Source organism: Streptococcus sp. KHUD_010 (assembly GCF_040207525.1).
GTDB lineage: Bacteria > Bacillota > Bacilli > Lactobacillales > Streptococcaceae > Streptococcus > Streptococcus hominis.
The window spans coordinates 820,529-845,770 of the sequence record NZ_CP157941.1; the positions used below are offsets into that span (position 1 = coordinate 820,529).

At 39.6% G+C, this 25,242-nt stretch carries 22 protein-coding genes and 3 tRNA genes; 22 read left to right on the top strand and 3 right to left on the bottom strand.

Features of this window, described 5'->3' with window-relative positions; all coding sequences use genetic code 11:
- Window positions 1–97 precede the first annotated feature (97 nt).
- On the top strand, window positions 98–2,251 hold the full coding sequence (gene nt5e / locus ABKA15_RS04080; RefSeq protein ID WP_186832643.1) for a cell surface ecto-5'-nucleotidase Nt5e: 2,154 nt from the start codon (window positions 98–100) through the stop codon (window positions 2,249–2,251).
- Between the two features lie 37 nt (window positions 2,252–2,288).
- On the opposite strand, the gene plsY is transcribed toward nt5e, so the two are convergent.
- Complete coding sequence (plsY, locus tag ABKA15_RS04085; protein ID WP_037567299.1) at window positions 2,289–2,936, bottom strand: glycerol-3-phosphate 1-O-acyltransferase PlsY; 648 nt, start codon at window positions 2,934–2,936, stop codon at window positions 2,289–2,291.
- A 182-nt stretch (window positions 2,937–3,118) separates the two neighbouring features.
- Between plsY and parE the strand changes: the two genes are divergently transcribed.
- The 12 genes from parE (at window position 3,119) to ABKA15_RS04145 (ending at window position 14,136) form a co-directional block, all read left to right on the top strand.
- A complete protein-coding gene (gene parE, locus ABKA15_RS04090; RefSeq protein WP_186832642.1) occupies window positions 3,119–5,062 on the top strand; it encodes a DNA topoisomerase IV subunit B in 1,944 nt (647 codons plus the stop codon).
- Between the two features lie 9 nt (window positions 5,063–5,071).
- The gene (locus tag ABKA15_RS04095; RefSeq protein ID WP_350015392.1) at window positions 5,072–5,935 is read left to right on the top strand and encodes a hypothetical protein; all 864 of its coding nucleotides are present in this window, start codon (window positions 5,072–5,074) and stop codon (window positions 5,933–5,935) included.
- Between the two features lie 231 nt (window positions 5,936–6,166).
- On the top strand, window positions 6,167–6,901 hold the full coding sequence (locus ABKA15_RS04100; RefSeq protein WP_186832640.1) for a DUF6261 family protein: 735 nt from the start codon (window positions 6,167–6,169) through the stop codon (window positions 6,899–6,901).
- Window positions 6,902–6,920: 19 nt separating this feature from the next.
- The gene (locus ABKA15_RS04105; RefSeq protein WP_186832639.1) at window positions 6,921–7,742 is read left to right on the top strand and encodes an aminoglycoside 6-adenylyltransferase; all 822 of its coding nucleotides are present in this window, start codon (window positions 6,921–6,923) and stop codon (window positions 7,740–7,742) included.
- A 212-nt stretch (window positions 7,743–7,954) separates the two neighbouring features.
- On the top strand, window positions 7,955–10,411 hold the full coding sequence (parC, locus tag ABKA15_RS04110; RefSeq protein ID WP_186832638.1) for a DNA topoisomerase IV subunit A: 2,457 nt from the start codon (window positions 7,955–7,957) through the stop codon (window positions 10,409–10,411).
- Between the two features lie 139 nt (window positions 10,412–10,550).
- Entirely contained in the window at window positions 10,551–11,570 is a 1,020-nt protein-coding gene (locus ABKA15_RS04115) for a branched-chain amino acid aminotransferase (protein ID WP_186832637.1), read from the top strand.
- A 103-nt stretch (window positions 11,571–11,673) separates the two neighbouring features.
- Complete coding sequence (locus ABKA15_RS04120) at window positions 11,674–11,904, top strand: DUF2969 domain-containing protein (RefSeq protein ID WP_106387957.1); 231 nt, start codon at window positions 11,674–11,676, stop codon at window positions 11,902–11,904.
- A 52-nt stretch (window positions 11,905–11,956) separates the two neighbouring features.
- A tRNA-Tyr gene (locus ABKA15_RS04125) sits at window positions 11,957–12,037 on the top strand.
- Window positions 12,038–12,079: 42 nt separating this feature from the next.
- Window positions 12,080–12,151, top strand: a tRNA-Gln gene (locus ABKA15_RS04130).
- 161 nt (window positions 12,152–12,312) lie between these two features.
- Window positions 12,313–13,512 carry a 30S ribosomal protein S1 gene (gene rpsA, locus ABKA15_RS04135; protein ID WP_186832636.1) on the top strand — a complete coding sequence of 400 codons (1,200 nt, stop codon included), beginning with the start codon at window positions 12,313–12,315 and terminating at the stop codon, window positions 13,510–13,512.
- Window positions 13,513–13,594: 82 nt separating this feature from the next.
- A tRNA-Arg gene (locus tag ABKA15_RS04140) sits at window positions 13,595–13,666 on the top strand.
- Between the two features lie 65 nt (window positions 13,667–13,731).
- Complete coding sequence (locus ABKA15_RS04145; RefSeq protein WP_049513239.1) at window positions 13,732–14,136, top strand: NUDIX hydrolase; 405 nt, start codon at window positions 13,732–13,734, stop codon at window positions 14,134–14,136.
- Between the two features lie 131 nt (window positions 14,137–14,267).
- On the opposite strand, the gene ABKA15_RS04150 is transcribed toward ABKA15_RS04145, so the two are convergent.
- A complete protein-coding gene (locus ABKA15_RS04150) occupies window positions 14,268–15,251 on the bottom strand; it encodes an L-lactate dehydrogenase (protein ID WP_003024429.1) in 984 nt (327 codons plus the stop codon).
- A gap of 199 nt (window positions 15,252–15,450) precedes the next feature.
- Here ABKA15_RS04150 and gyrA point away from each other — a divergent pair, with 199 nt between their 5' ends.
- A complete protein-coding gene (gyrA, locus tag ABKA15_RS04155; protein WP_049513241.1) occupies window positions 15,451–17,898 on the top strand; it encodes a DNA gyrase subunit A in 2,448 nt (815 codons plus the stop codon).
- A 20-nt stretch (window positions 17,899–17,918) separates the two neighbouring features.
- Window positions 17,919–18,662 carry a class A sortase gene (locus tag ABKA15_RS04160; protein WP_049513244.1) on the top strand — a complete coding sequence of 248 codons (744 nt, stop codon included), beginning with the start codon at window positions 17,919–17,921 and terminating at the stop codon, window positions 18,660–18,662.
- Between the two features lie 203 nt (window positions 18,663–18,865).
- Here the strand turns inward: ABKA15_RS04160 and ABKA15_RS04165 are convergent, their stop codons facing one another.
- Window positions 18,866–20,182 (bottom strand): FAD-containing oxidoreductase, encoded by a 1,317-nt coding sequence (locus ABKA15_RS04165; RefSeq protein WP_049513247.1) that lies wholly within the window; start codon window positions 20,180–20,182, stop codon window positions 18,866–18,868.
- Between the two features lie 331 nt (window positions 20,183–20,513).
- Between ABKA15_RS04165 and ABKA15_RS04170 the strand changes: the two genes are divergently transcribed.
- From ABKA15_RS04170 to ABKA15_RS04200, 7 genes are all read left to right on the top strand, one after another.
- Window positions 20,514–20,747 (top strand): hypothetical protein, encoded by a 234-nt coding sequence (locus ABKA15_RS04170; protein WP_225620251.1) that lies wholly within the window; start codon window positions 20,514–20,516, stop codon window positions 20,745–20,747.
- Window positions 20,710–21,171, top strand: a complete 462-nt coding sequence (locus tag ABKA15_RS04175) for an acyl-CoA dehydrogenase family protein (protein ID WP_225620252.1) — start codon at window positions 20,710–20,712, stop codon at window positions 21,169–21,171. The genes ABKA15_RS04170 and ABKA15_RS04175 overlap by 38 nt, the downstream gene beginning before the upstream one ends.
- A 3-nt stretch (window positions 21,172–21,174) precedes the next feature.
- Window positions 21,175–22,092, top strand: coding sequence for an MBL fold metallo-hydrolase (locus ABKA15_RS04180; RefSeq protein WP_049513249.1), 918 nt, complete (start codon window positions 21,175–21,177; stop codon window positions 22,090–22,092).
- Between the two features lie 119 nt (window positions 22,093–22,211).
- The gene (gene ylqF, locus ABKA15_RS04185; protein WP_049513251.1) at window positions 22,212–23,063 is read left to right on the top strand and encodes a ribosome biogenesis GTPase YlqF; all 852 of its coding nucleotides are present in this window, start codon (window positions 22,212–22,214) and stop codon (window positions 23,061–23,063) included.
- Window positions 23,050–23,832, top strand: coding sequence for a ribonuclease HII (locus ABKA15_RS04190; protein WP_049513254.1), 783 nt, complete (start codon window positions 23,050–23,052; stop codon window positions 23,830–23,832). The genes ylqF and ABKA15_RS04190 overlap by 14 nt, the downstream gene beginning before the upstream one ends.
- On the top strand, window positions 23,829–24,656 hold the full coding sequence (locus ABKA15_RS04195; protein WP_049513256.1) for a PRD domain-containing protein: 828 nt from the start codon (window positions 23,829–23,831) through the stop codon (window positions 24,654–24,656). The genes ABKA15_RS04190 and ABKA15_RS04195 overlap by 4 nt, the downstream gene beginning before the upstream one ends.
- Window positions 24,646–25,203, top strand: coding sequence for a sugar O-acetyltransferase (locus ABKA15_RS04200; protein ID WP_049513258.1), 558 nt, complete (start codon window positions 24,646–24,648; stop codon window positions 25,201–25,203). The genes ABKA15_RS04195 and ABKA15_RS04200 overlap by 11 nt, the downstream gene beginning before the upstream one ends.
- Window positions 25,204–25,242 lie beyond the last annotated feature (39 nt).

Here is a 25,242-nt window from a genome sequence, read left to right on the forward strand (position 1 = left end):
TTTTAGCGAACGATGAGATAAAGCTTGCTAAATAAGGTTTTATTTTACCAGACAATCTTGTATAATAGAATCAAAAAATAATAAAAGAGGATTGATTATGAAGAAGAACAAATTCATTGTTCCTATTTTGTCAACATTGCTAATTGCTCCAGCAATTTTAGCACATCAGGTTTCTGCTGATGCTGTAGATCCAGCTACTTCAACAGCACCTGTAGAGCAAGTAGAAGCTCCTAAAGAAAATCAGTCGGTTGCACCTACGACCGCTCAAGGAGATTCAGCAGCTTCACCTGCTACTGAAGCTTCCACAGAGAAAGTAACAGAAAAGAGCGAGAACAAACAAGTTGAAACTTCTGTAACTCCAGCAGATTCTATAACTCCAGTCGCTCAAGCTGTGGTTGCGCCCACAGCTCAATCTGAAAAAGATACAGTTATTCTTCATACAAATGATGTGCACGGTCGTATTGTGGAAGAAAAAGGAGTCATTGGCGATGCTAAATTAGCAGCTGTCATTGAGCAAGAACGTGCAAAGACCAATCAAACAACACTTGTTGTGGATGCAGGCGATGCTTTTCAAGGTCTTCCGATTTCCAATAGCTCAAAAGGAGAAGAGCGCGCGAATATTTTAAATAAGATTGGCTATGACGCAATGGCGGTCGGAAATCATGAATTTGACTTTGGTTTGGATGAGGTGAAAAAATACAAAGAAATTTTGAAATTCCCTCTTCTTAGTGCCAATACTTATGTCAATGGAGCACGTCTCTTTGAAGCTTCTACGATTGTTGATAAAGATAAGAATGTTGTGGGAGATGAATTTGTGGTTATTGGGGTGACAACGCCAGAAACTGCAACAAAAACACACCCACGCAATGTTCAGGGGGTTACGTTTACAGATCCAATTTCAGAAGTCAATAAAGTCATTGAAGAAGTGGAATCTCGTGCGAAAGCAGAAGGTAAAACTTACAAACATTATGTTGTTTTAGCGCATTTGGGTGTAGATACGACGACACCAGTTGAATGGCGCGGTTCTACCTTGGCAGAAGCATTATCAAAAAATCCTTTGCTAAAAGGAAAACGTGTGACAGTGATTGACGGGCATTCACATACTGTAGAATCAGTAACCTACGGCGACAATGTTACTTATAATCAAACAGGTAGTTACTTGCATAATATTGGAAAGGTAACATACAAATCTGGTCAACTTCTAGGAAATCCTCAACAAATCTCAGCTGATTCAGTAAAAGGCGTTACTCCAGATCCAGCTATTCAGCAATTAGTAAACAAAATCAAAGAGAAATATGACCAAGAAAACGCAAAAGTGGTCGTTGCTAATAGCCCAGTTGAGTTAAATGGTAATCGAGAAAATGTCCGTGTGCGGGAAACCAATCTTGGAAATGTCGTAGCAGATGCGCTCTATGAGTACGGGCAAACAGGATTCAGCCATAAGACAGACCTTGCTGTAACTAACGGCGGCGGACTTCGTGAAACAATTGCGAAAGGAAAACCAATCACCAAAGGAGATATTATTGCTGTTTTACCATTTGGTAATACCATTACTCAAATAAAAGTAACTGGGCAAAACATCGCAGACATGTTTGCTAAGTCTTTAGGTTCTATTTTACAAGAAAAAGACGGCAAACCAGTCCTAGATGAAAATGGTCAACCGTTACTTGAACCAAGTGGTGGTTTCCTGCAAGTTTCTGGAGCAAAAGTTTATTATGACACTACCTTGCCAGCCGATAAACGTATTCTTGGCATTGAAATTAAAAATCCTGAAACGGGAAAATATGAAAAATTAAACCTTAAGAAAATCTACTATCTGACAACCAATGATTTCTTGGCTGCAGGTGGTGATGGTTATAGTATGTTGAGCGGAGCTCGCGAAGAAGGTCCTTCAATGGATGTTGCTTTTGCGGACTATTTAGCAAAAACAGACTTAACAGCTTATGCGGTTGTCAATCCTAATTCACGGACTATTTCAATCTCGACTGCACAATACAAGAAACTTCAAAATCAAGCTGCTAATCAAGTGAAGCCAAATGAAACTGGACAAAAAGAACTTGTGCCAGCGGTTCAAACAAATACACATCAAAGAACGGCAACGATTCCAGTTAATGTACACAAACAATTTGTGCCTTCAGGTCAAAAGAACTTGCCAGAAACAGGTACAACAGATACTACCTTTATCAGTTTACTTGGCTTTGTTGTTGGACTTTTAGGATTATCTAGATTTAAAAAAGCTCACAAAGAATAAAATAAAAGGAAGCTAAGATTTTTTATCCTAGCTTCTTTTATTTCTGTTTAGGTTGTTGTTTTGTGATATTCAATCCGAAGGGAATGAGATTTTCTTGCTTCGTCCGAATCCGCTGAATATTATCTTTGTGTCGAACGATAATGATGAGCGCTAATGCCAGCACAATTACGGTAAAAAGCACATCGTAACGTGGCAAAAGAAAACTAAATAACGGGAAAATTAAGACTCCCAGAATAGCAGAGGCAGCGGCTGTCACACTTGAAAAAGAAATCATACTAGTCAAATACAAGCAGCTGAAAAAGATGACAGCTAAATAAGTGAAGAAAGTCGGTGAAAAGCCCAGAATGACACCTGCACTGGTTGCCACGGCTTTACCGCCCTTAAATTCTGCGAAAATGGGGAAGGTATGCCCAAGCACGGCTAAAAGTCCAAAAACAAGAGGAGAAATACCGTTGATATGAAGAAAAAATGGCAATAGTGTCGCAAATGTTCCTTTAAAAAAGTCGAAAATAAAGGTGATCATGCCTGCTTTTTTCCCAAGGACACGAAAGGTATTGGTCGTCCCTGTATTTCCGCTGCCGTATTCGCGGAGATTTTTCTTGTAAAATACTTGTCCAATCCAAAGCCCGGCAGGGATTGAACCAATCAAATAAGCTACTATCAATGTAAAAACTATCTTTATCATGTTTTTATTATACCATGAATTTTGATTTTGATAGTTGAACGACCAGAAATATTTTATAAAATTTGTCTAGGCTGAAAAAATAGCGGTGAGAAGCAGAAAGAATACACTATTTTCTAAAAATCTTTGCAAAATTCACTAAAAACTTGTAAGATAGAAAGGATGAATGATTCAGGAGGTTCCTTGTGGCAAAAAAGGAAATCAATATTAACAATTACAATGATGATGCCATTCAAGTATTAGAAGGATTGGACGCGGTTCGTAAACGTCCTGGTATGTATATCGGATCAACAGATGCAACTGGGCTTCACCATTTGGTCTGGGAAATTGTGGACAATGCAGTTGACGAGGCTCTGTCTGGCTTTGGTGATAAGATTGACGTGACCATTCATAAAGACGGGAGTTTGACTGTAGCAGACCACGGTCGGGGAATGCCAGTCGGTATGCACGCTATGGGAATCCCGACAGTAGAAGTTATCTTTACGGTGCTCCACGCCGGAGGTAAATTCGGTCAGGGTGGTTACAAGACCTCTGGGGGGCTGCACGGTGTCGGTTCTTCTGTGGTCAATGCGCTGTCTAGCTGGCTGGAAGTTGAAATCACACGTGACGGAACGGTTTATCGGCAACGATTTGAGAAGGGTGGGAAACCTGTTACCAGTCTGGAAAAGATTGGCAAAGCTCCTAAATCAAAAACAGGCACAAAAGTGACCTTTATGCCTGACGACACGATTTTCTCGACGACAGATTTCAAGTACAATACTATTTTGGAGCGGCTCAATGAGTCAGCCTTTCTCTTGAAAAATGTTCACCTTTCTCTGACGGATGAGCGAACGGGCGAGTCTGTTGATTTTCATTATGAAAATGGGGTGCAGGATTTTGTTAGCTATCTGAACGAAGACAAGGAAACCTTGACACCAGTTCTTTATTTTGAAGGAGAAGAGGGCGGATTTCAAGTGGAAGTGGCTCTCCAGTACAATGACGGTTACTCAGACAATATCCTTTCTTTTGTCAATAACGTCCGCACTAAGGACGGTGGAACGCACGAGACAGGGCTTAAATCAGCCATTACCAAGGTCATGAATGACTATGCAAGAAAGACTGGTTTGCTGAAAGAAAAGGATAAAAATCTGGAAGGTTCTGACTACCGCGAGGGCTTAGCGGCTGTTCTTTCTATCTTAGTGCCAGAAGAGCATTTGCAGTTTGAAGGGCAGACCAAGGACAAGTTGGGCAGTCCGCTTGCTCGTCCTGCGGTGGATTCGATTGTGTCAGACAAGTTGACTTTCTTCCTCTTGGAAAATGGAGAATTGGCATCTAATCTCATCCGCAAGGCGATTAAGGCGAGAGATGCGCGCGAGGCAGCCCGCAAGGCGAGAGATGAAAGTCGAAGTGGCAAGAAGAACAAGAAAGACAAGGGGCTTTTATCTGGAAAACTAACGCCAGCTCAATCCAAAAATCCAGCCAAAAACGAACTCTATCTGGTCGAAGGAGATTCAGCGGGTGGCTCTGCCAAGCAAGGACGCGACCGCAAGTTTCAGGCGATTCTGCCCCTGCGCGGTAAGGTTATCAATACCGCCAAAGCTAAAATGGCAGACATTCTCAAAAACGAAGAAATCAACACTATGATTTACACCATTGGTGCAGGTGTCGGATCGGACTTCTCCCTAGAAGATGCCAACTACGACAAGATTATCATCATGACCGATGCGGATACGGACGGTGCCCATATCCAGACGCTCTTGCTGACCTTCTTTTACCGCTACATGCGCCCACTCGTAGAAGCGGGGCATGTCTATATCGCCCTGCCTCCGCTCTATAAAATGTCCAAAGGCAAAGGCAAGAACGAGGTTGTCGAGTATGCTTGGACGGACGGCGAGCTAGAAGACCTGCGCAAGAAATTTGGCAAAGGTGCCATGCTGCAGCGTTACAAAGGGCTTGGAGAAATGAACGCCGACCAGCTCTGGGAAACCACCATGAACCCTGAAAACCGCACCCTCATTCGCGTTACCATTGACGACTTGGCCCGTGCCGAGCGCCGCGTCAATGTCCTCATGGGCGACAAAGTCCCACCCCGCCGTAAATGGATTGAAGATAATGTCAAGTTTACGCTGGAGGAGAGTGGAGTGTTTTAGGAGGAATTTATGACGAGAAAAAATTATTTTGAGCTTATTCAGGATATGGAATTTAATGCAGATAAGGAGTTTGAAATAATTTCAAAACTTATATCGGAAAAAAGGTCACCATCTTCAATAACTTTATCACTTATATCACTGCAAAATGTATTTAATGTAAATTTCATATTATATCTTAAATATAGAAAAATTCAGTTTACTTCTTATGATGAGGTAAACAAATATTTTAAGAATAATATGAATGGTACTGAGCGGCTATTTTCTTATATAGAGTTCATTATTGATTTATATTCTTTTTTGAAAAAGAATACGGGAAAAATGAACAACTCAGACCGTTATAATTATTACTTAATATCAAATAGTTTTAGAGAGATTGAGGATAGAATAAACTATTCTCTAGATAAAACAAATCACGAACTGATTGAATTAGACAGTGGAAATCGGATTATTGTTGAAAAAAATGTTTATGCTTCAGAAGTTTATCAAATTGTATCTGAAACTAATATTCAGGAAGCGATGAAAGTTCTGGAATACAATCATTTTACTAACAAAGGGAATACTAAACGTAAAGAAGAAATCTTATTCTCTTTAGCAAAATATCTTGAGCCGTTAGAAAAAGAATTGAATGCTTCTGAAGAATTAAAAGAAGTTATGAAAGTGAATAATAAGAAAATTATTGCGGTTGATAAACTCTTTGAAATGTATAATAAACTTGATGTACGGCATCCAGAAAGACAATATAATGATGGTTGTTCTGACGAAGAGCTCGAACAATGGTATGATGATATTTATACTTCAACTTTATTTGTTATTCTTAGCTTAGATGAAGCTAGAATTTTATCAAGATTTAATAAACTAAAACTTTCAAACTAGAAATAAAAATTCGGACAAGCTCGCTAGAGCAAAAGTAAAGTCGTTCAACTTTCGGACAAGCGACTTTTTAGTAAATCCCGATTGTTCTGTTTTCGGACAAGAGTTTTTGGAGAAAAAGACGAACATTCCAATTTCGGACGAACGGTTTTTGAGTAAAAAGCCTTTTCCGAAACTGAATAATGTAAAAATGATATGAAATAGATTAGAATTTAAAAGAATTAGGAGAAAATAATGAAATTGACATACGGAATCACTACATTGGACACGAAAACTCTGGATAAAAGTGAATTTTCCCAGCTCATGACCGAGTCGAAAGAGGCGATTGCTGCTTTTAACAAGGCGCACAAGGTTGAAAGTATTTATACGAGTAAGCTGGAAGAGATGAGCCAGCATTTGGCTAAGTTTCAGGAGGGGCTTCATCAGACGAAAGCTAGTCGCTTGGTGACTAGTTTAGACCAAGCCGACCGCGAGCGAGACGATGCTTTTGGGACGCTGACTGCTTTGGTGCGGGCATTTTCACGGGTCAAGGAGACTGCGACCAAAGAAGCCTACGACACCTTGGCGGGCTTGCTGAAAAATTACGCAGGGATTGCGGCTGCTAACTATGAAAAAGAGACAGAGGGCATCAACCACCTGCTCCAAGAGCTGAAGAAATCGACCTATCAAACGGCGCTGGCAAAACTGCACTTGGAAGAACATGTGGAGAGTTTGGTAAATGCGCAAAAGCAATTTGAAGAAGCATACAAGGAGCGCTTGACCGAGTTGAAAGGCAAAGTGCCTAGCCAAAGCAAGCAACTCCGCATGCAGCTACAAGAAATCTACGATTTCCTGCTGGATTTCACCGCTATCATGACCTACGCTTACCCAGAAAGAACGCATTACGCAGATCTTCGCGACCAACTCAATGCTATTCGTAGCCGTTACAAAAAACGCAAAGCGGTTAAGAAAGTGAAAGAAGCGATCTAACAAAAAGGTAGGTACTGCCATGAGAACTGAAAGTGAAATGTTGGATTTGATTTTACGAACTGCAAAAGTCATACAAGCGGATTCAGTCGCTCTATCTGGCTCGCGGACAAATCCGAATGCTCCCAAGGATGAGTTTCAAGACTATGATGTGGTTTACATTGTGGATGATTTGGCTGCTATAGTAACCGACCTTGCTTGGTTAGAAGCGTTTGGCAAGCGCATCATCGAGCAACATAATATACTTGACCATCGCCGCCTCTATCTCATGCTCTTTGAAGATGGCAATCGGATAGATCTGACCCTTTGCCCCAAGGAGCATATCAAAGAATGGGTGGATAGCGAAGCAGATTTCACGGTGCTGGATGACCCCCAGGGACTCTTTCAGCCCTATACACCTACTCCCAAACGTTATTGGACAAAACCAGCGAGTGCAGATGATTTTGCAAAATCGTGCAATGAATTCTGGTGGGTTTCAGCCTATGTTGTCAAGGGGATTCAGCGTCAGCAATTTGTGTATGCGGTGGATCATCTCTATGGTATCTGTCAGAAAGAATTGCTGAAATTATTGGCTTGGCAAGTGGCAGCAGATAGAGGAGTCATTGATGTCGGCAAAAACTACAAGTACCTGTTTGAGTATTTGCCCGCTGAGAAGGAAGAAGAATTTGCCGCTTTGCTTGATTTTTCCAACAAAGAAAGCCTCATCCAGTCTTTACTGTCTACGCAGCAATTTTTCCACAAAGAAGCTCAGGTTTTCTCTCTCAAGACTGGTTTTCCTTATGATAAAGAAACTGCAGAAAAAATGATTCAGTACACTAAAGAAAAACTGAATCTAAGAAAGTGATAATCCACTTTGCTCATTCATAAGAGATGCCTCTTACATCAGGAAGCATTAAAAAAGAAAATTACAGAAAGGATAGTTTGGTTGTATAGCAACTGAACACGGGACTAAGACTTAGAAAAAAAGATAAATCGATTGGAGTTCATCGAACCCTGCATCGATTTCCTATTTTTCTACAGAAATTTTCGGCAAGCCGAAACGTCCCTTTGTATCTTATGAGTAACATTCAAAACATGTCCTTAGAGGACATCATGGGAGAGCGTTTTGGGCGCTACTCCAAATACATCATTCAAGAGCGGGCTTTACCCGATATTCGTGACGGACTGAAGCCCGTGCAGCGTCGGATTCTTTATTCGATGAACAAGGACGGCAATACCTTTGACAAGGGCTACCGCAAGTCGGCAAAGTCTGTCGGAAATATCATGGGGAATTTCCACCCGCATGGTGACAGCTCCATTTACGACGCTATGGTGCGTATGTCTCAGGATTGGAAGAACCGTGAAATTTTAGTGGAAATGCACGGAAATAACGGTTCTATGGACGGTGATCCGCCAGCCGCTATGCGGTACACCGAGGCTCGCCTGTCTGAGATTGCGGGCTACTTGCTCCAAGACATCGAAAAGGACACCGTACCTTTTGCTTGGAACTTTGACGATACGGAAAAAGAACCGACCGTATTGCCTGCTGCTTTTCCAAATCTTTTGGTAAATGGGGCGACGGGGATTTCTGCTGGGTATGCGACGGACATTCCGCCTCACAATCTGGCTGAAGTCATCGATGCGGTGGTGTATATGATTGACCACCCCAAAGCCAAGGTTGACAAACTCATGGAGTTTCTGCCAGGGCCTGACTTCCCAACGGGAGCCATTGTGCAAGGGCGTGATGAGATTAAGAAAGCCTATGAAACTGGGAAAGGTCGCGTTGTCGTGCGTTCTCGGACGGAGATTGAAAAGCTCAAGGGTGGCAAAGAGCAGATTGTTGTCACTGAAATTCCTTATGACATTAACAAAGCTGTTCTGGTCAAGAAGATTGATGATGTTCGGGTCAATAATAAGGTAGCTGGTATTGCGGAAGTACGGGATGAGTCTGACCGTGACGGGCTTCGTATTGCCATTGAGCTGAAAAAGGATGCCAATACCGAGCTGATTTTGAATTATCTCTTTAAATATACGGATTTGCAGGTCAATTACAACTTTAACATGGTGGCGATTGATCATTTTACACCGCGTTTGGTAGGGATCGTGCCGATTCTGACTAGTTACATCGCCCACCGAAAAGAGATTATTCTGGCGCGTAGTCGTTTTGACAAAGCGAAAGCAGAGAAGCGTCTGCATATCGTAGAAGGCTTGATTCGAGTGATTTCTATCTTGGATGAAGTGATTGCGCTTATTCGTGCGTCGGAAAATAAATCGGATGCCAAGGAAAATCTCAAAGTCAGCTATGATTTCACTGAGGAGCAGGCGGAGGCCATTGTCACTCTCCAACTTTATCGCTTGACCAATACAGATGTGGTGATTTTGGAAGAAGAGCAGGCGGAATTACGCGAAAAAATTGCTATGCTTTCTGCCATTATCGGCGATGAGCGGACCATGTACAATCTCATGAAGCGCGAACTCCGCGAGGTCAAAAAGAAATTCGGCAATCCCCGTCTTAGTGAATTGCAAGATACGGCTAACGCCATTGAGATTGATACGGCTAGTCTGATTGTGGAAGAAGAAACCTTTGTCAGCGTCACTCGTGGTGGCTACCTCAAACGCACCAGTCCACGTTCTTTCAATTCATCAACGGTTGATGAGGTCGGCAAGCGGGATGATGACCGTCTGATTTTTGTCAGTTCGGCGAAAACCACTCAGCACCTTTTGATTTTTACCAATCTTGGAAATGTCATCTATCGGCCGGTACATGAATTGGCAGACATTCGCTGGAAAGAAATCGGGGAACACCTCAGCCAGACCATTACCAATTTTGAGACCAACGAAGAAGTCATCTACACTGAGTTAGTAGATAATTTTGACGAAGGCACTTATTTTGCGGTAACAAAACTAGGGCAAATCAAGCGTGTAGAGCGAAAAGAATTCAGTCCTTGGCGCACCTATAAGTCCAAGTCTGTTAAATTTGCTAAATTAAAAAATGAAGACGACCAAATTATCACACTTTCTCCAATCAAGCTAGATGATGTTATGCTAGTGACCAAGAACGGTTATGCCTTGCGGTTTAATATTGAAGAAGTGCCAGTTGTGGGTGCTAAAGCAGCAGGTGTCAAAGCTATCAATCTCAAAAAAGATGATGTCTTAGCAGCGGCTTTTATTGCCAATACTGATTCACTTTATATCTTGACCCAGCGCGGAGCGCTCAAGCGAATGGCAGTTGCAGATATTCCTGTGACGAGCCGAGCAAATCGTGGTTTGCAAGTGTTGCGCGAGCTGAAGTCCAAGCCACATCGTATTTTCCAAGCAGGTCCTGTCTTCGGAGAGCAACCTGCAGAACTAGACCTCTTTAGTTCAGATCATCCAACAGCAGAAGAAGAGCAGATTCTTTCTATTGTTTCTAACAAAGGAACGACTTACCAAGTGAATCTTGCTGACCTCGGTTTGTCTGAAAGAACCAGTAACGGTAGCTTTATCTCTGATACTATTTCTGATGAAGAAGTGTTCTCTGCGAATATTAAATAATTGAAAATCAGTCCAAGCGGCTGATTTTTTGTTCAGGTATAAACTGAAATTAAAAAATTTTCAGAATTTTGCAAAAAACTATTGAAAATATCTAAAAATAGTGTAAAATAAAAATCATAAAATTAAAAAGGAGAATGTTATGTCAGTAAATCTTGATTGGGAAAATCTTGGCTTTTCCTATATGAAATTGCCTTATCGCTATCTTGCCTATTATAAAAATGGTCAATGGGAAAAAGGAGAATTGACCGAAGATGCTACTTTGCATATGTCCGAATCTTCTCCTTGCCTTCATTATGGGCAACAAGCCTTTGAGGGAATGAAAGCCTATCGCACGAAAGACGGCAGTGTACAGCTATTTCGTCCAGATCAAAATGCAAAACGTCTGCAACGCACCTCAGACCGTCTCTTGATGCCGCAAGTTCCGACTGATATGTTTGTAGATGCTGTGAAGCAAGTGGTTCGTGCAAATGAAGAATACGTTCCGCCGTACGGAACGGGAGGAACCCTTTATATTCGTCCGCTATTGTTAGGTGTTGGTGACATCATCGGTGTTAAACCAGCAGATGAATACATTTTCACCGTGTTTGCCATGCCTGTTGGAAATTACTTTAAAGGGGGCTTGACTCCAACAAACTTTATCGTTTCTGACAAGTATGACCGTGCCGCTCCTTATGGAACAGGTGCTGCTAAAGTCGGCGGTAACTACGCAGCAAGCTTGCTTCCAGGACAAATGGCGCACGAAAAGAAATTCTCTGATGTCATTTATCTAGACCCTGCCACTCATACGAAGATTGAAGAAGTGGGGTCGGCAAACTTCTTTGGAATTACCAAAGACAATGAATTTGTAACGCCATATAGCCCATCAATCCTGCCTTCTATCACAAAATATTCTCTTCTATACCTAGCAGAACATCGTTTGGGCTTGAAAGCTATCGAAGGAGATGTACCAATTGATGATTTAGATCGTTTTGCTGAAGCAGGGGCTTGCGGTACAGCAGCGGTCATCTCTCCAATTGGTGGTATTCAACACGGTGACGATTTCCATGTCTTTTACAGTGAAACAGAAGTTGGACCTGTCACTCGAAAACTTTATGATGAATTAACCGGTATTCAATTTGGTGATGTTGAAGCACCAGAAGGCTGGATTGTCAAAGTTTAGAAATTTTTGAAGCTATCTCTCTGCTGAGGTAGCTTTAAATTTCGCATATTGCTTGCTAGTTTTTCTATTTTTTTGTAAAATAGAGACTTGAAAGAGGTATATGATGAGTAAAAAAGACAAAAAGATTGAAATCCAATTAGCAGATAGCCAAGTAAAAGTAGGGTCTGAACAATACGAAGGTTATGCTTTATCTATTGGTAAAAAAGTTATTGGTCAAATTGCTGAGTTAGACGGGCAATTTGCTATCATAAAAAATGAAAATATTGATAGTTTTTATAAAAAACTTGAAAATGCCGTGGAAAAATTGATTGAAACCTATAATTTGGGGAAATAAATGCTTGTGTTTTCTTTTCATCAATGGTATAATAAATACTGTTAATTATACAGGAGAGGTAGCGAAGAGGCTAAACGCGGCGGACTGTAAATCCGCTCCTTCGGGTTCGGGGGTTCGAATCCCTCCCTCTCCATGAGCGTACTCAGCGTTTAAAGGATTTTGTCCGCGTTCTTTTTGGGGTATAGCCAAGCGGTAAGGCAAGGGACTTTGACTCCCTCATGCGTTGGTTCGAATCCAGCTACCCCAGTTCTTAGGTAATATATCAGATAAATGGTAAAATATCTTAGGGTATTTTATTTCTTTATAGGGTGGGAAACGTTAAAGATAGTTCATGTCATTGCGGTGCTTAGGAAAAATATTATAAGTATGTCAAGCAAGAAATGCTTGATTGTTGGAGGATTTTTTTAGATGAATGAATTTGAAGATTTGCTAAATAGTGTTAGCCAAGTTGAGCCAGGCGATGTCGTTACTGCTGAAGTATTGACTGTTGATGCGAACCAAGCTAATGTTGCAATCGCTGGAACTGGTGTGGAAGGTGTTTTGACCCTTCGTGAATTGACAAACGATCGTGAAGCTGACATTAACGACCTTGTAAAACCAGGTGAAACACTTGAATTGCTTGTTCTTCGTCAAGTAGTTGGTAAAGATACTGATACAGTTACTTACCTTGTATCTAAAAAACGTTTAGAAGCTCGCAAGGCATGGGACAAGTTGGTTGGACGTGAAGAAGAAGTTGTTACTGTAAAAGGTACTCGTGCAGTTAAAGGTGGCCTTTCAGTAGAATTTGAAGGACTTCGTGGATTTATTCCTGCTTCAATGCTAGATACTCGTTTCGTTCGTAATACTGAACGTTTTGTAGGTCAAGAATTTGAAGCAAAAATTAAAGAAGTGGATCCAAAAGAAAATCGTTTCATTCTTTCACGCCGTGAAGTAGTAGAAGAAAAAGCTGCAGCAGCACGTGCTGAAGTATTTAGTAAATTAGCTGTTGGTGACATCGTGACTGGTAAAGTTGCACGTATCACAAGCTTTGGTGCCTTTATTGACCTTGGTGGTGTTGACGGACTTGTTCACTTAACTGAATTGTCACACGAACGCAACGTTTCACCAAAATCTGTTGTATCAGTTGGCGATGAAATTGAAGTAAAAGTTCTTGATTTGAACGAAGAAGAAGGACGCGTATCACTTTCTCTTAAAGCTACAACACCTGGACCATGGGACGGTGTTGAACAAAAATTAGCTGCTGGTGATGTGATTGAAGGTACAGTTAAACGTTTAACAGATTTCGGTGCTTTTGTAGAAGTATTACCAGGTATTGACGGGCTTATCCATATTTCACAAATTTCACATAAACGTGTTGAAAATCCAAAAGATGTGCTTAAAGTCGGTCAGGAAGTAACTGTGAAAGTTCTTGATGTAAATGCTGATGCAGAACGTGTATCACTTTCTATCAAGGCTCTTGAAGAACGTCCAGTACAAGAAGATGATCAAAAAGAAAAACGTCAATCACGTCCTCGTCGTCAAAAACGTCAAGAAAAACGTGACTTTGAACTTCCAGAAACTCAAACTGGATTTTCAATGGCTGACTTGTTTGGTGATATTGAATTATAATCAAATAAAAGGATTGGAATTTATTATTTCAGTCCTTTTTTACTTGTTATTTTTATAAAATTTTTATATAATAAAATAGTTGCCACCCTTAGTGTAATGGATATCACGTAAGATTCCGGTTCTTGAGATGGGAGTTCGATTCTCTCAGGGTGGATTGTATTTATTACTTGAAAGTCTTGTTTTATGCAAGATTTTTTATTTTTACAAAGGAGATTGCGAATGCCTGTGAAATTGATTGCTCATGCTTTAATTGAAAAAGATGGAAAATATTTGCTTATTAAACGAAGTAAAATAAAACGTGGTTCTCCAAACATGTATCCCGAATATTGGGATATTCCAGGAGGTAGTGTGGAAGAAGACGAATTGCCGCGAGAAGGTGCTGTACGAGAAGCGATGGAAGAAGTCAACCAAAAAGTACAATTAAGTTCGATTCTTCATGAGGATAGCTGTTATGATGATACAAAGGGCATCGTTTTTACGCGTCTAGTGTATAAGGCAAAATTGCTGGAATATAGAGAGATTAAACTTGATTTGGAAGAGTATACAGCGTTTCGCTGGATTCGGACCTTGTCAGATATGAAGGATGAGAAGACTGTTCCTTATTTAAAAGATATATTGAAATAAATTGATAAGGTGAGATTATATAAAATAAATGGATACGATAAAGTCATGATGCCGTGCAAATCAACTTTATCGTATCCATTTTAGATATGAAAAAACTCCTTGATAAAACAAGGAGTAAGAAAGGAAATTCTTTAGTTTTTAGCTGCCGAAGCAAATTCTTCTTTGGAGAAGGCATCATTGATGATGTCTTTTAATTGTTTAGCAGAAGCTTGCATTTTTTGTTTTTCAGCATCATTCAACGGGATGTTTACTGGACGTACGATACCATGTGCGCCGACAATAGCTGGTTGACCAATGTAGCAATCTGTAACGCCAGGATATTGACCTTCTTGAAATACTGAAAGTGGAAGAACTGAATTTTCGTCATCAAGGATAGCTTTTGTGATACGAGCTAAGGCAACTGCGATACCATAGAAAGTTGCACCTTTTTTATTGATGATTGAGTATGCAGCATCACGGACACCTTCAAACAGGTCAACTAATTCAGCAGCATTGAAGTTTTCTACGTCTTGAAGATAATTTTCAAGGTTGACACCTGCAACGTTGGCATGTGACCAAACAGCGAATTCTGAATCACCATGTTCTCCCATGATGTAAGCATGGACAGAACGAGCATCTACATCTAATTTTTCAGCAAGTGCTTGACGGAAACGTGCTGAGTCAAGAGAAGTACCTGAACCAATGACACGTTCTTTAGGGAATCCAGAGAATTTCCAAGTTGAGTAAGTCAAAATGTCAACAGGGTTAGCAGCTACGAGGAAGATACCGTTGAATCCTGAAGCAACAATTTTAGTAACAACATCTTTGTTGATACGAAGGTTTTTTTCAACCAATTGAAGACGAGTTTCACCTGGTTTTTGTGGTGCACCAGCAGTCAAAACGACAAGATCTGCATCGTGTGCATCAGCATATTCTGCTGAATAAATTTTCTTAGGTGAAGTGAAAGCCAGGGCATGGCTAAGGTCTTCAGCATCCCCTTCTGTTTTTTCTTTGAAAATATCAACAATACCAAGTTCTTGGGCGATTCCTTGGTTGACAAGAGCAAATGCGTAAGAAGAACCTACAGCACCGTCACCAACAAGGATGACTTTTTTATGTTGTTTAGTAAGAGTCATTTTGCTAAACATCTCCTTTATTTTATTGGGGAACGTTTTCCCTTTACACGTCCATTCTATCACTTTTGTAACATTTTGTCACGAATATAATACATATCATCTTATGTAAACGTTTTTACAATAAAGGGTGTTTACTGAAAAAAATCCCAATTTATGTTATAATGATATGGTCATATAAATTGAAGAGAGGCATTTTTTAATGCAGGATAATAATTTAGTAAACGTGAATTTAACGAGCGAAATGAAGACGAGTTTCATCGATTATGCCATGAGTGTCATTGTTGCTCGTGCTCTTCCGGATGTTCGAGACGGTTTAAAGCCTGTTCATCGTAGAATATTGTATGGGATGAATGAGCTGGGGGTGACTCCTGACAAACCACATAAGAAATCTGCTCGTATCACGGGCGATGTCATGGGTAAATACCACCCACATGGAGATTCTTCTATCTATGAAGCAATGGTGCGGATGGCGCAATGGTGGTCTTACCGTCACATGTTAGTAGATGGTCACGGAAACTTTGGTTCTATGGACGGAGACGGTCCTGCGGCACAACGGTATACAGAAGCTCGGATGAGCAAAATATCGCTTGAAATGTTACGTGATATTAACAAAAATACAGTTGATTTTGCAGATAACTATGATAGCAGTGAGCGTGAGCCATTAGTTTTACCGTCACGTTTTCCTAATTTGCTGGTCAATGGGGCGACAGGTATTGCTGTGGGAATGGCAACAAACATTCCTCCTCACAATCTTGGTGAGACCATTGATGCTGTAAAATCAGTCATGGATAATCCAGATGTGACCACACGTGACCTTATGGAAGTGTTGCCTGGTCCAGACTTCCCGACAGGCGCTTTGGTTATGGGGAAATCAGGCATTCATCGCGCTTATGAAACCGGGAAGGGTTCCATTGTTTTACGTGCTCGGACAGAAATCGAAGAAACTAAATCTGGTCGTGAACGAATTGTCGTCACTGAATTTCCGTATATGGTCAATAAAACCAAAGTTCATGAGCATATTGTGCGACTGGTTCAAGAAAAACGTATTGACGGGATTACAGCGGTTCGTGACGAATCTAACCGTGAAGGGGTTCGTTTTATCATTGATGTGAAGCGGGATGCAAGTGCGCATGTTATTTTGAACAATTTATTTAAATTAACGCAAATGCAGACGAATTTTAGTTTCAATATGCTGGCGATCCAAAATGGAGTGCCAAAGATTCTGTCTTTACGCGAGATTTTGCTTGCTTATATTGAACACCAAAAAGAAGTGGTGACACGTCGGACGGTTTTTGATAAGGAAAAGGCGGAAGCTCGTGCACATATTTTAGCTGGTTTGCTGATTGCACTTGATCACATTGATGAAGTGATTCGCATCATCCGAAACAGTGAGACAGATGCAGAAGCGCAAGCAGAGTTGATGGCACGCTATGAATTATCCGAACGTCAAAGTCAGGCGATTCTGGATATGCGTCTTCGTCGTTTAACGGGATTGGAACGGGATAAGATTCAATCTGAATATGACGACTTGATGAAATTGATAGCAGATTTAGCAGATATTTTAGCTAAACCAGAACGAGTTGTTGCGATTATCAAGGAAGAATTAGAAGAGATTAAACGTAAGTTTTCTGACGAACGTCGTACAGAACTAATGGTTGGTGAAGTACTGTCTTTGGAAGATGAAGATCTCATCGAAGAAGCAGATGTTTTGATTACACTTTCCAATAAAGGCTATATCAAACGGTTGAACCAAGATGAATTCACTGCGCAAAGACGTGGTGGTCGTGGTATTCAAGGAACAGGTGTAAAGGATGACGATTTTGTCCGTGAATTAGTTTCTACCAGCACACATGATCGCTTACTCTTCTTTACCAATAAAGGTCGCGTTTATCGCTTGAAAGGTTATGAAATTCCTGAATACGGCCGTACAGCGAAAGGTTTGCCGATTGTTAATTTGTTGAAATTAGACGAAGGTGAAACAATTCAGACGATTATCAATGTTCAAGCCGAGCATGATGATCATTCCTATCTTTTCTTCACAACGCGCTATGGCGTTGTGAAGCGGACAAGCGTAACAGAGTTTGCTAATATTCGTCAGAATGGGCTAAAAGCTCTGAATTTAAAAGAAGAGGATGAGCTGATTAACGTCTTTTTGACAAATGGGCAAGCGGATATCATTATCGGAACAAAAATGGGCTACGCTGTACGTTTTAACGAAAACCAAGTCCGAAACATGGGACGGGCTGCGACCGGTGTGCGCGGAGTGAATTTGCGTGCGGATGACCATGTTGTAGGAGCAAGTGTCATTTCGAATGATCAAGAAGTGTTAGTTATCACTGAAAAAGGATATGGCAAGCGTACTTTAGCTAGTGAATACGCTACGAAAGGTCGTGGCGGAAAAGGAATGAAAACAGCTAATATTACTGAGAAAAATGGTCCATTAGCGGGGCTTATGGCTGTGAATGGTGATGAAGATTTGATGATTATCACAAATACGGGGGTTATTATTCGGACAAATGTTGCTAATATTTCTCAAACAGGACGTGCAACTTTGGGTGTTAAAGTAATGCGACTAGATAAGGGAGCGCAGATTGTTACTTTTACAAGCGTTGCAGCAGAGAATGAAAAAGAAGTGGATGAAGAATAAACTAAATAAAAGGAAATGTTATGTCATCAACAAGAAAAAAACATAATAAAAGAAAAAATATTCTAATTAATATTATTGCGACATTGTTAATCATTGTTGCACTTGCACTTATTTTCAACTCTTCTATTCGGAATATGATCATGGTTTGGCATACCAATCGATATCAAGTGAGCAATGTTTCAAAAGATAAAATCACTCAAAATAAAAAAGCCAAAACTAGCTTTAATTTCGATAAAGTTAAATCGCTGTCTACCGAAGATGTGATTAATGCGCAATGGAAAGCACAACAATTACCAGTTATTGGTGGAATTGCTATTCCTGAACTTTCGATGAATTTGCCAATTTTTAAAGGCTTGGACAATGTGGGTCTTTATTATGGCGCAGGTACGATGAAAGAAACACAGCAAATGGGGAAAGGGAATTATGCATTGGCTAGTCACCATGTATTTGGGATTACAGGTGCAAGCAATATGCTCTTTTCTCCTTTAGATCGTGCTAAAGCCGGAATGAAAATTTATCTGACAGATAAGGAAAAAATTTATACTTATTCCATTACTTCAGTTGAGAATGTGGCACCTGATAGAGTAGATGTGATTAATGATCACGAAGGTGTCAATGAAGTGACTTTGGTGACTTGTGAAGATGCTGCAGCTACGTCACGAACGATTGTTAAAGGAACGCTAGAAGGAGAAACTTCTTATAAAGACGCGCCAAAAGAAATTTTAAATGCATTTAGCAAAACGTATAATCAAATGCAGCTATAATAAAAACGAGGTTGGGACGATAATATCTCAGCCTCGTTTTTATGATGGAAATAAATAGTCACGCGATACTTGAGCAAGCTTTGTAAGAGTGAGAGAACGGACTAAAAATTTTTAGTTCTCAGCCTTATCCCACTTTTGCTTTTTTGTCGAATGAAATCAAAGTGGTTTATGACAACATGTTTGTCGAAGTGCAGAAGTCGTGACTAAATCGCAAACAAATCATTAAGATTTTCAGCCAAAGTTGGATGAGTAAAGATTTGTTTTGTGAAATAAGTATAAGGAATCTTATTGTCCATAGCTACAGTTAGAATGTTAATGATTTCTTGAGCACCTTGCGAGAAGATAGTAGCCCCTAAAATTTCCTTAGTTTCTGTATTAACAACAGCTTTAAACGCTCCCCTAAGATCTGCATTGACATGTCCACGTGGCATGGCTGCAACTGGAATTTCTTTGGTAGCATAAGGCAGTCCTTGTTCTTTAACTTGGGCTTCAGTCAAACCAATTTGAGCTAGTGGAGGAGTGATGAACATAGCAGTTGGTACGTGTTTGCGATTTTCAAGTGTGTAGGAGCCATCACCAGCTAAGTAATTGAAAACGACACGAAAATCATCTAGTGAAACATAAGTAAATTGTAGTCCACCGTTGACATCACCAACAGCAAAGACACCAGGAACAGTTGTTTGGCAATGCTTATCCACTTGGATAGCACCGCGGTCTGTAACTTGGATGTCTGTATTTTCAAGTTTTAATGGTTCGATATTTGGTTTACGACCGGTAGCATAAAGCAAAGCGTCAAAGCGAAATATTTCGTTTTTAGCAATGACAAGCACCTCTTCACCTTCATTTTTCACTTCTTGAGTGTAAATATTTTGAAGAATTTCAATGCTATCTTCCGTCATATATTGTTTAGCCAAAGTGGCAATTGAAGGCTCTACGCGTGGCAAAAAAGTATCAGCAGCGTCAAGGACAGTAACCTTGCTTCCTAGCTTATTGAAAAGTCCTGCAAATTCAAGGCCGATATTTCCACCACCAAGGATGCCAAGACGTTTAGGTAATGTAGAAAGATTTTGAATGCCTGTTGAATCATAAACATTTTTTGTTGTAGTAAGTCCTGAAATTGGTAAAATATTTGAGATAGCGCCCGTATTGATGACGATATTTTCGGCTGTTAGCTCTTGCTTTTCGTCGCCTGCTACAATTTCAATTATTTTGTTAGACAGAAAATGAGCTTCTGCATCAATAATATCTACTCCAGCACTACTAATGGCTGCGTAATTTTTCCCATTAAGTCTGCTAGTAACCTCATTTTTCTCAGCCATTACTTCTTCAAATGATAGTCCTTTTTCTGCGGCGACTAATAAAGTTTTGGTTGGAATACAAGCGATATTGATACAAGTTCCACCGTACATGGCTTTGCTACGTTCAATTAAGGCAACATTTTTTCCTTGTGTTGCCATTTTTGCTGCCAATGTTTTTCCAGCTTTACCAAAACCAATAACAATTAAATCGTATGTTAACATGATTTTTCCTCCGTTTTTATAAGCATTGTAACATATTCATTTTGCAAATGCTTGCATTTTGCTCTGGAGGATTGGGGAAAAGAATTTCTTTGAAATTAGAGAAAATATTTTTAGAAATTCAATTATTTTTACAAATAAATTTTTAGATTTTGCAAAAATTTTATTTGTAAAATATTGTCTTTATCCTTTGAAAAGTCAGTAAAATCAATATGTATAATAGAAACTTATGGGACGATTAATTTTTCTTAAGTAGACACAAGACCATATCTGATATAAAATGTAAGCGTCAACAAATACTGAGCAAGGATGGTGTCTCTCAGGGAAAAAGGCGATGATTTCCAATAGCAGCGTTGCAGATATACTACTGGTTTTGGCGAAAGTAAAAGAACAAGGTAAGATGGAGAAGTACGGACTCTTTATTGTTGATCCAAAAGATTCGGATGTGCTAATTGGTGAACAGATTGAAAAACCGGGCTTGATAGGTCTCAGTCACGCTAAAAAATGTCTTGCTCCCGGAAAACGCCTTATTGGGAGACGAATTAGCTGGGGATGTCCAATTTGCTAACATCATTAAAAATATGCAACTTGGCTTAAGTGCTATTGCATTAGGTGTTGCTGAGGGGGCTTTCAATAAAGGTATTGAATTTGCAAAGGTGAAGAGAGGATTTGGAAAGCGTTTGATTGATGTGGAAATTTATCAAAATAAATTTGCTGATTTATACAATAAATTATGCTCTGCAGAAGCTTATTTTGATTCTTATCCTAGTCAAATTGAAGAAGATGCAAAATTTGTTTCTCGAATAAAACTGTACACGACGAAAGTTGCCATTGAGATATCCGATGAAATCCTTCGACTAATTGGTCCCTTACAAAAATTCGACAAGGTTAATATCAAACGTTATTTAAAGGATGCAGAAACTATTGAAAACTATGGAAGATCTGGAAATTCTATCAGAAGAGAAATTGCCGAAAGGTGGCTAAAGGAGTAAGAAATGACAGAACTCGCTCTACAAGAGTATCAATTTGGAGACATGAAATTAATTTGGTTACGTGGAGTTGACAAAATGACAGATGCAGGCACTTTATTTGGTCCTGTACCAAAAGTTGTTTGGTCACGCTATTATCCAACAACTGAAGAAAATATGATGGTTGAATTAACCGATCAAATATTGATTCAATACAAAAATAAAAATTATTTAATTGATGCAAGTTTTAACACTGCGAAACTATCTGATAAACAAAGACGAAATTTAGGGATTTTATCTGAAAGCAGAATTGAAGAGAGCTTGGAACTTTTAGGTTTGACTCCTGAAGATATTTCTTATGTGTTAATGACTCACATGCATCACGATCACTCTGGTGGATTGACGAAATTAAATGAAAATTATCAGTTGGTTTCAACTTTTCCCAATGCTAAGATTTTTGTAAATGATATTGAATGGTACGAGATGATGAACCCAAATAATCGGACTAAAGGGACTTATCTCAGAGAAAATTGGGAACCTATTCAACATCAAGTTGAGACATTTACGGAATACTTAAATGTCATACCAGAAATTCAAATGGTTCATACTGGTGGTCATAGCAATGGTCATAGTATCATTTTGCTGAAACAAGGAAATGAAACCATGATTCATATGGCAGACTTGCTCTTAACTCACGCGCATCGCAAGCCTGTATGGGGTGCTGCTGTAGATGATTACCCCATGTGTTCCGTTATTGCAAAAGAAAAATGGCTCAAGGAAGCATTTGAAAATCATTATAAATTTTTCTTTTACCACGATCAATTTTTTGCTGTTGTGGAATTTGACCATGAAGGGAAAGAAATTGTTGACTATGTGAAACGGATTCGCGAACCAAGACTTCCGTTTACCGATAAGCAAGATAGAAAGCCTGTTTTGTATCATTAAGATTCAAAAATTGCCTTTTGTTTTTGAAAGGTGATTTTTTGTTGCATGATTTATCAATGCGGATTAGCTAAAATTCTGGTATAATGAAGATGTTAAACTAGTGTAAGAAAGAGGTTTTCATGGCTACTATTCAATGGTTTCCGGGACACATGTCCAAGGCTCGGAGACAAGTACAAGAAAATATCAAATTTGTGGATTTTGTGACAATTTTAGTAGACGCGCGTTTACCATTATCTAGTCAAAATCCTATGCTAACTAAAATCGTGGGCGATAAGCCCAAGCTTCTTATTTTAAATAAGGCGGATTTAGCTGATTCTGATCTGACGAAAGAGTGGCGAAGATATTTTGAAAGTCAAGGTATCAAGACCTTGGCAATCAATTCTAAAGAACAATCAACTGTTAAAAAAGTCACGGAAGCAGCTCAGTCTTTGATGAAAGAGAAAATCGCTCGGCAAAAAGAGCGCGGAATCCAAATTGAAACATTGCGAACCATGATTATCGGGATTCCTAATGCCGGAAAATCTACACTGATGAATCGTTTAGCCGGAAAAAAAATTGCTGTGACTGGAAATAAACCAGGTGTTACCAAAGGGCAACAGTGGCTCAAGTCAAATAAGGATTTGGAAATTTTAGATACGCCAGGAATTCTCTGGCCTAAGTTTGAAGATGAAAAAGTTGCTTTGAAACTCGCTTTAACAGGAGCAATTAAAGACGATTTGCTTCCAATGGATGAGGTTACTATTTTTGGAATCAATTATTTCAAAGAACATTATCCAAAGGAGCTTCAAGAACGGTTCAAGCAAATGGACTTGGAAGAAGAAGCACCTGAAATCATTATGGATATGACACAAAAATTAGGATTTCGAGATGACTATGACCGCTTTTATCGTCTTTTCATAAAAGATATTCGCGATGGCAAGTTAGGACGTTATACTTTGGATACTTTAGGTGAGATACATGGCGACAATTAAAGAGATTCAAGAAATCTTATCTGAAATAACAGACATAGAGAGTCCTGTTTTTGAGCAATTTCGAGATGATAGTCGGGCTGGTGTCCACAAGCTCATTATGAAGCGTAAAAAACAAATCCAAGCTGAATTGGACGAAGACTGTCGTTTGGAGCAAATGCTACGATACGAAAAAGAGCTTTATGCTACTGGTTGCCAATATATCGCTGGGATTGATGAGGTTGGTCGTGGTCCCTTAGCAGGTCCTGTTGTGGCAGCCGCAGTTATTTTACCTAAAAACTGTAAAATCAAAGGTCTCAACGATAGCAAGAAAATTCCCAAGAAAAAGCATGAAGAAATCTATCAAGAAGTGCTAAAACAAGCCGTTGCAGTTGGTATTGGTGTCAAGGATAATCAAGTGATTGATAAGGTGAATATCTATGAAGCGACGAAATTAGCTATGTTAGAAGCTGTGGGAAATCTTGAAATCTCTCCGCAACATCTCTTGATTGATGCCATGCAGCTAGATATTCCAATACCGCAACTGTCTATCATCAAAGGAGATGCCAATTCACTGTCTATTGCGGCCGCTTCGATCGTAGCCAAGGTAACTAGAGATCGCATGATGACTGATTATGAGCTAACTTATCCAGGTTATGACTTTGCACATAATGTTGGTTATGGAACCCAGCATCATTTAGATGGATTGAAACGAAAAGGAATCACTCCTATTCATCGCAAAACTTTTGAACCAATTAAATCCATGCTTGAAGAAGTCGAGGACAAGGGATGATTATTACTAAAGTTTTAAATAATAATGTGGTCATTTCTGAAGAAAATCACCAAGAAGTAGTGTTGATGGGATGCGGACTGGCTTTTGGATGTAAAGCAGGAGATGATATTCGGGATAATCTGATTGAGAAAAAGTATGTTTTGTCAGAAAACAAGCGTGAATTATTGTTGGAATTACCTGCTGACATCATAGAAATGGCTGATAAAATTATCACTTACGCACATGCAAAAATAAATAAAAAATTGCAAGATGGTGCCTTTTTAGCAATGGCTGATCACCTGTATGGTGTAGTTTTACGTGTCCAAGATCATTTCTTTATGAAAAATTTCCTCATGTGGGATATTAAGCGATTTTTCCCTGACGAATTTGAAGTTGGCAAGTATGCCAATCAATTGTTGGGTGGCTATTTAGGACAAGATTTACCTTTAGATGAAGCAGGTTTTATGGCTTTGACCATTGTCAATGCTGAATTAGATAATGGTAATGTAGCCGCTCAAGATTTGACACAGCTAATAGAAGAAATCATGACAATCGTCAAATACAGCTTAGAGATCTCATTAGATGACGAGGATATTTATGTTCAGCGCTTTATTACGCATCTGAAATTTTTTTGCGAACGTGTTTTAACGGACACCGGACATCAGGAGTTAGACGACAACGATATGTTTGATTTACTAAAAATTAAGTATCCGTCAGCTTATGAAACGACAACAAAGATTACCCAATATCTTAAGCAAACGCGCAATTATCAGATGTCTGATGACGAACAAATGTATCTAACCATTCACTTATCAAGAATGAAAAGGAAAGTCAATGAAAACTGAATATGAAAAAATGATTGCGGGAGAATTATACAATCCGCAAGATTCCGAATTACGAAAATTGGTAACACGTTCTCGTCAATTTCAATACGCATTTAATGCAGAACAGGACGGTAAAAAAAGAAGTAAACTCGTAAAAGAATGGTTCGGTTCAACTGGTGAGAACATTTCGATGAAACCAAACTTTGTCTGCGATTATGGTATCAACATTCACTTAGGAGATAATTTCTATTCTAATTGGAATTTGACCATGCTTGATGTTTGTCCAATTACTATTGGAAAAAATGCATTGTTTGGACCAAATTGTCAACTTCTGACCCCTCTCCACCCTTTAGATGCACAAGAACGCATATCAGGTATAGAATACGGTGCACCAATTATCATTGGCGATAATTTCTGGGCGGGTGGCGGTGTAACGATTTTACCTGGAGTAACATTAGGAGACAATGTCGTCGTTGGAGCAGGCTCGGTTGTTACCAAATCTTATGGTGATAATATTGTTTTGGCTGGCAACCCAGCTCGGATTATTAAAGAATTAGATAAAATGTAAAAAACGAGAATTTCTCGTTTTTTCATTTCTTTTACGAAT

What these genes read in the sequence shown, in the direction of transcription:
- ABKA15_RS04150 (WP_003024429.1), bottom strand. Translation starts at nt 15,251, where the DNA reads ATGACTCTTACTAAACAACATAAAAAAGTCATCCTTGTTGGTGACGGT.
- ABKA15_RS04195 (WP_049513256.1), top strand. Translation starts at nt 23,829, where the DNA reads ATGATTATTACTAAAGTTTTAAATAATAATGTGGTCATTTCTGAAGAA.
- parC (WP_186832638.1), top strand. Translation starts at nt 7,955, where the DNA reads ATGAGTAACATTCAAAACATGTCCTTAGAGGACATCATGGGAGAGCGT.
- rpsA (WP_186832636.1), top strand. Translation starts at nt 12,313, where the DNA reads ATGAATGAATTTGAAGATTTGCTAAATAGTGTTAGCCAAGTTGAGCCA.
- ylqF (WP_049513251.1), top strand. Translation starts at nt 22,212, where the DNA reads ATGGCTACTATTCAATGGTTTCCGGGACACATGTCCAAGGCTCGGAGA.
- ABKA15_RS04095 (WP_350015392.1), top strand. Translation starts at nt 5,072, where the DNA reads ATGACGAGAAAAAATTATTTTGAGCTTATTCAGGATATGGAATTTAAT.
- gyrA (WP_049513241.1), top strand. Translation starts at nt 15,451, where the DNA reads ATGCAGGATAATAATTTAGTAAACGTGAATTTAACGAGCGAAATGAAG.
- ABKA15_RS04160 (WP_049513244.1), top strand. Translation starts at nt 17,919, where the DNA reads ATGTCATCAACAAGAAAAAAACATAATAAAAGAAAAAATATTCTAATT.
- ABKA15_RS04120 (WP_106387957.1), top strand. Translation starts at nt 11,674, where the DNA reads ATGAGTAAAAAAGACAAAAAGATTGAAATCCAATTAGCAGATAGCCAA.
- ABKA15_RS04105 (WP_186832639.1), top strand. Translation starts at nt 6,921, where the DNA reads ATGAGAACTGAAAGTGAAATGTTGGATTTGATTTTACGAACTGCAAAA.
- ABKA15_RS04145 (WP_049513239.1), top strand. Translation starts at nt 13,732, where the DNA reads ATGCCTGTGAAATTGATTGCTCATGCTTTAATTGAAAAAGATGGAAAA.
- ABKA15_RS04100 (WP_186832640.1), top strand. Translation starts at nt 6,167, where the DNA reads ATGAAATTGACATACGGAATCACTACATTGGACACGAAAACTCTGGAT.
- ABKA15_RS04165 (WP_049513247.1), bottom strand. Translation starts at nt 20,182, where the DNA reads ATGTTAACATACGATTTAATTGTTATTGGTTTTGGTAAAGCTGGAAAA.
- nt5e (WP_186832643.1), top strand. Translation starts at nt 98, where the DNA reads ATGAAGAAGAACAAATTCATTGTTCCTATTTTGTCAACATTGCTAATT.
- ABKA15_RS04115 (WP_186832637.1), top strand. Translation starts at nt 10,551, where the DNA reads ATGTCAGTAAATCTTGATTGGGAAAATCTTGGCTTTTCCTATATGAAA.
- ABKA15_RS04170 (WP_225620251.1), top strand. Translation starts at nt 20,514, where the DNA reads ATGATTTCCAATAGCAGCGTTGCAGATATACTACTGGTTTTGGCGAAA.
- ABKA15_RS04190 (WP_049513254.1), top strand. Translation starts at nt 23,050, where the DNA reads ATGGCGACAATTAAAGAGATTCAAGAAATCTTATCTGAAATAACAGAC.
- plsY (WP_037567299.1), bottom strand. Translation starts at nt 2,936, where the DNA reads ATGATAAAGATAGTTTTTACATTGATAGTAGCTTATTTGATTGGTTCA.
- ABKA15_RS04200 (WP_049513258.1), top strand. Translation starts at nt 24,646, where the DNA reads ATGAAAACTGAATATGAAAAAATGATTGCGGGAGAATTATACAATCCG.
- ABKA15_RS04180 (WP_049513249.1), top strand. Translation starts at nt 21,175, where the DNA reads ATGACAGAACTCGCTCTACAAGAGTATCAATTTGGAGACATGAAATTA.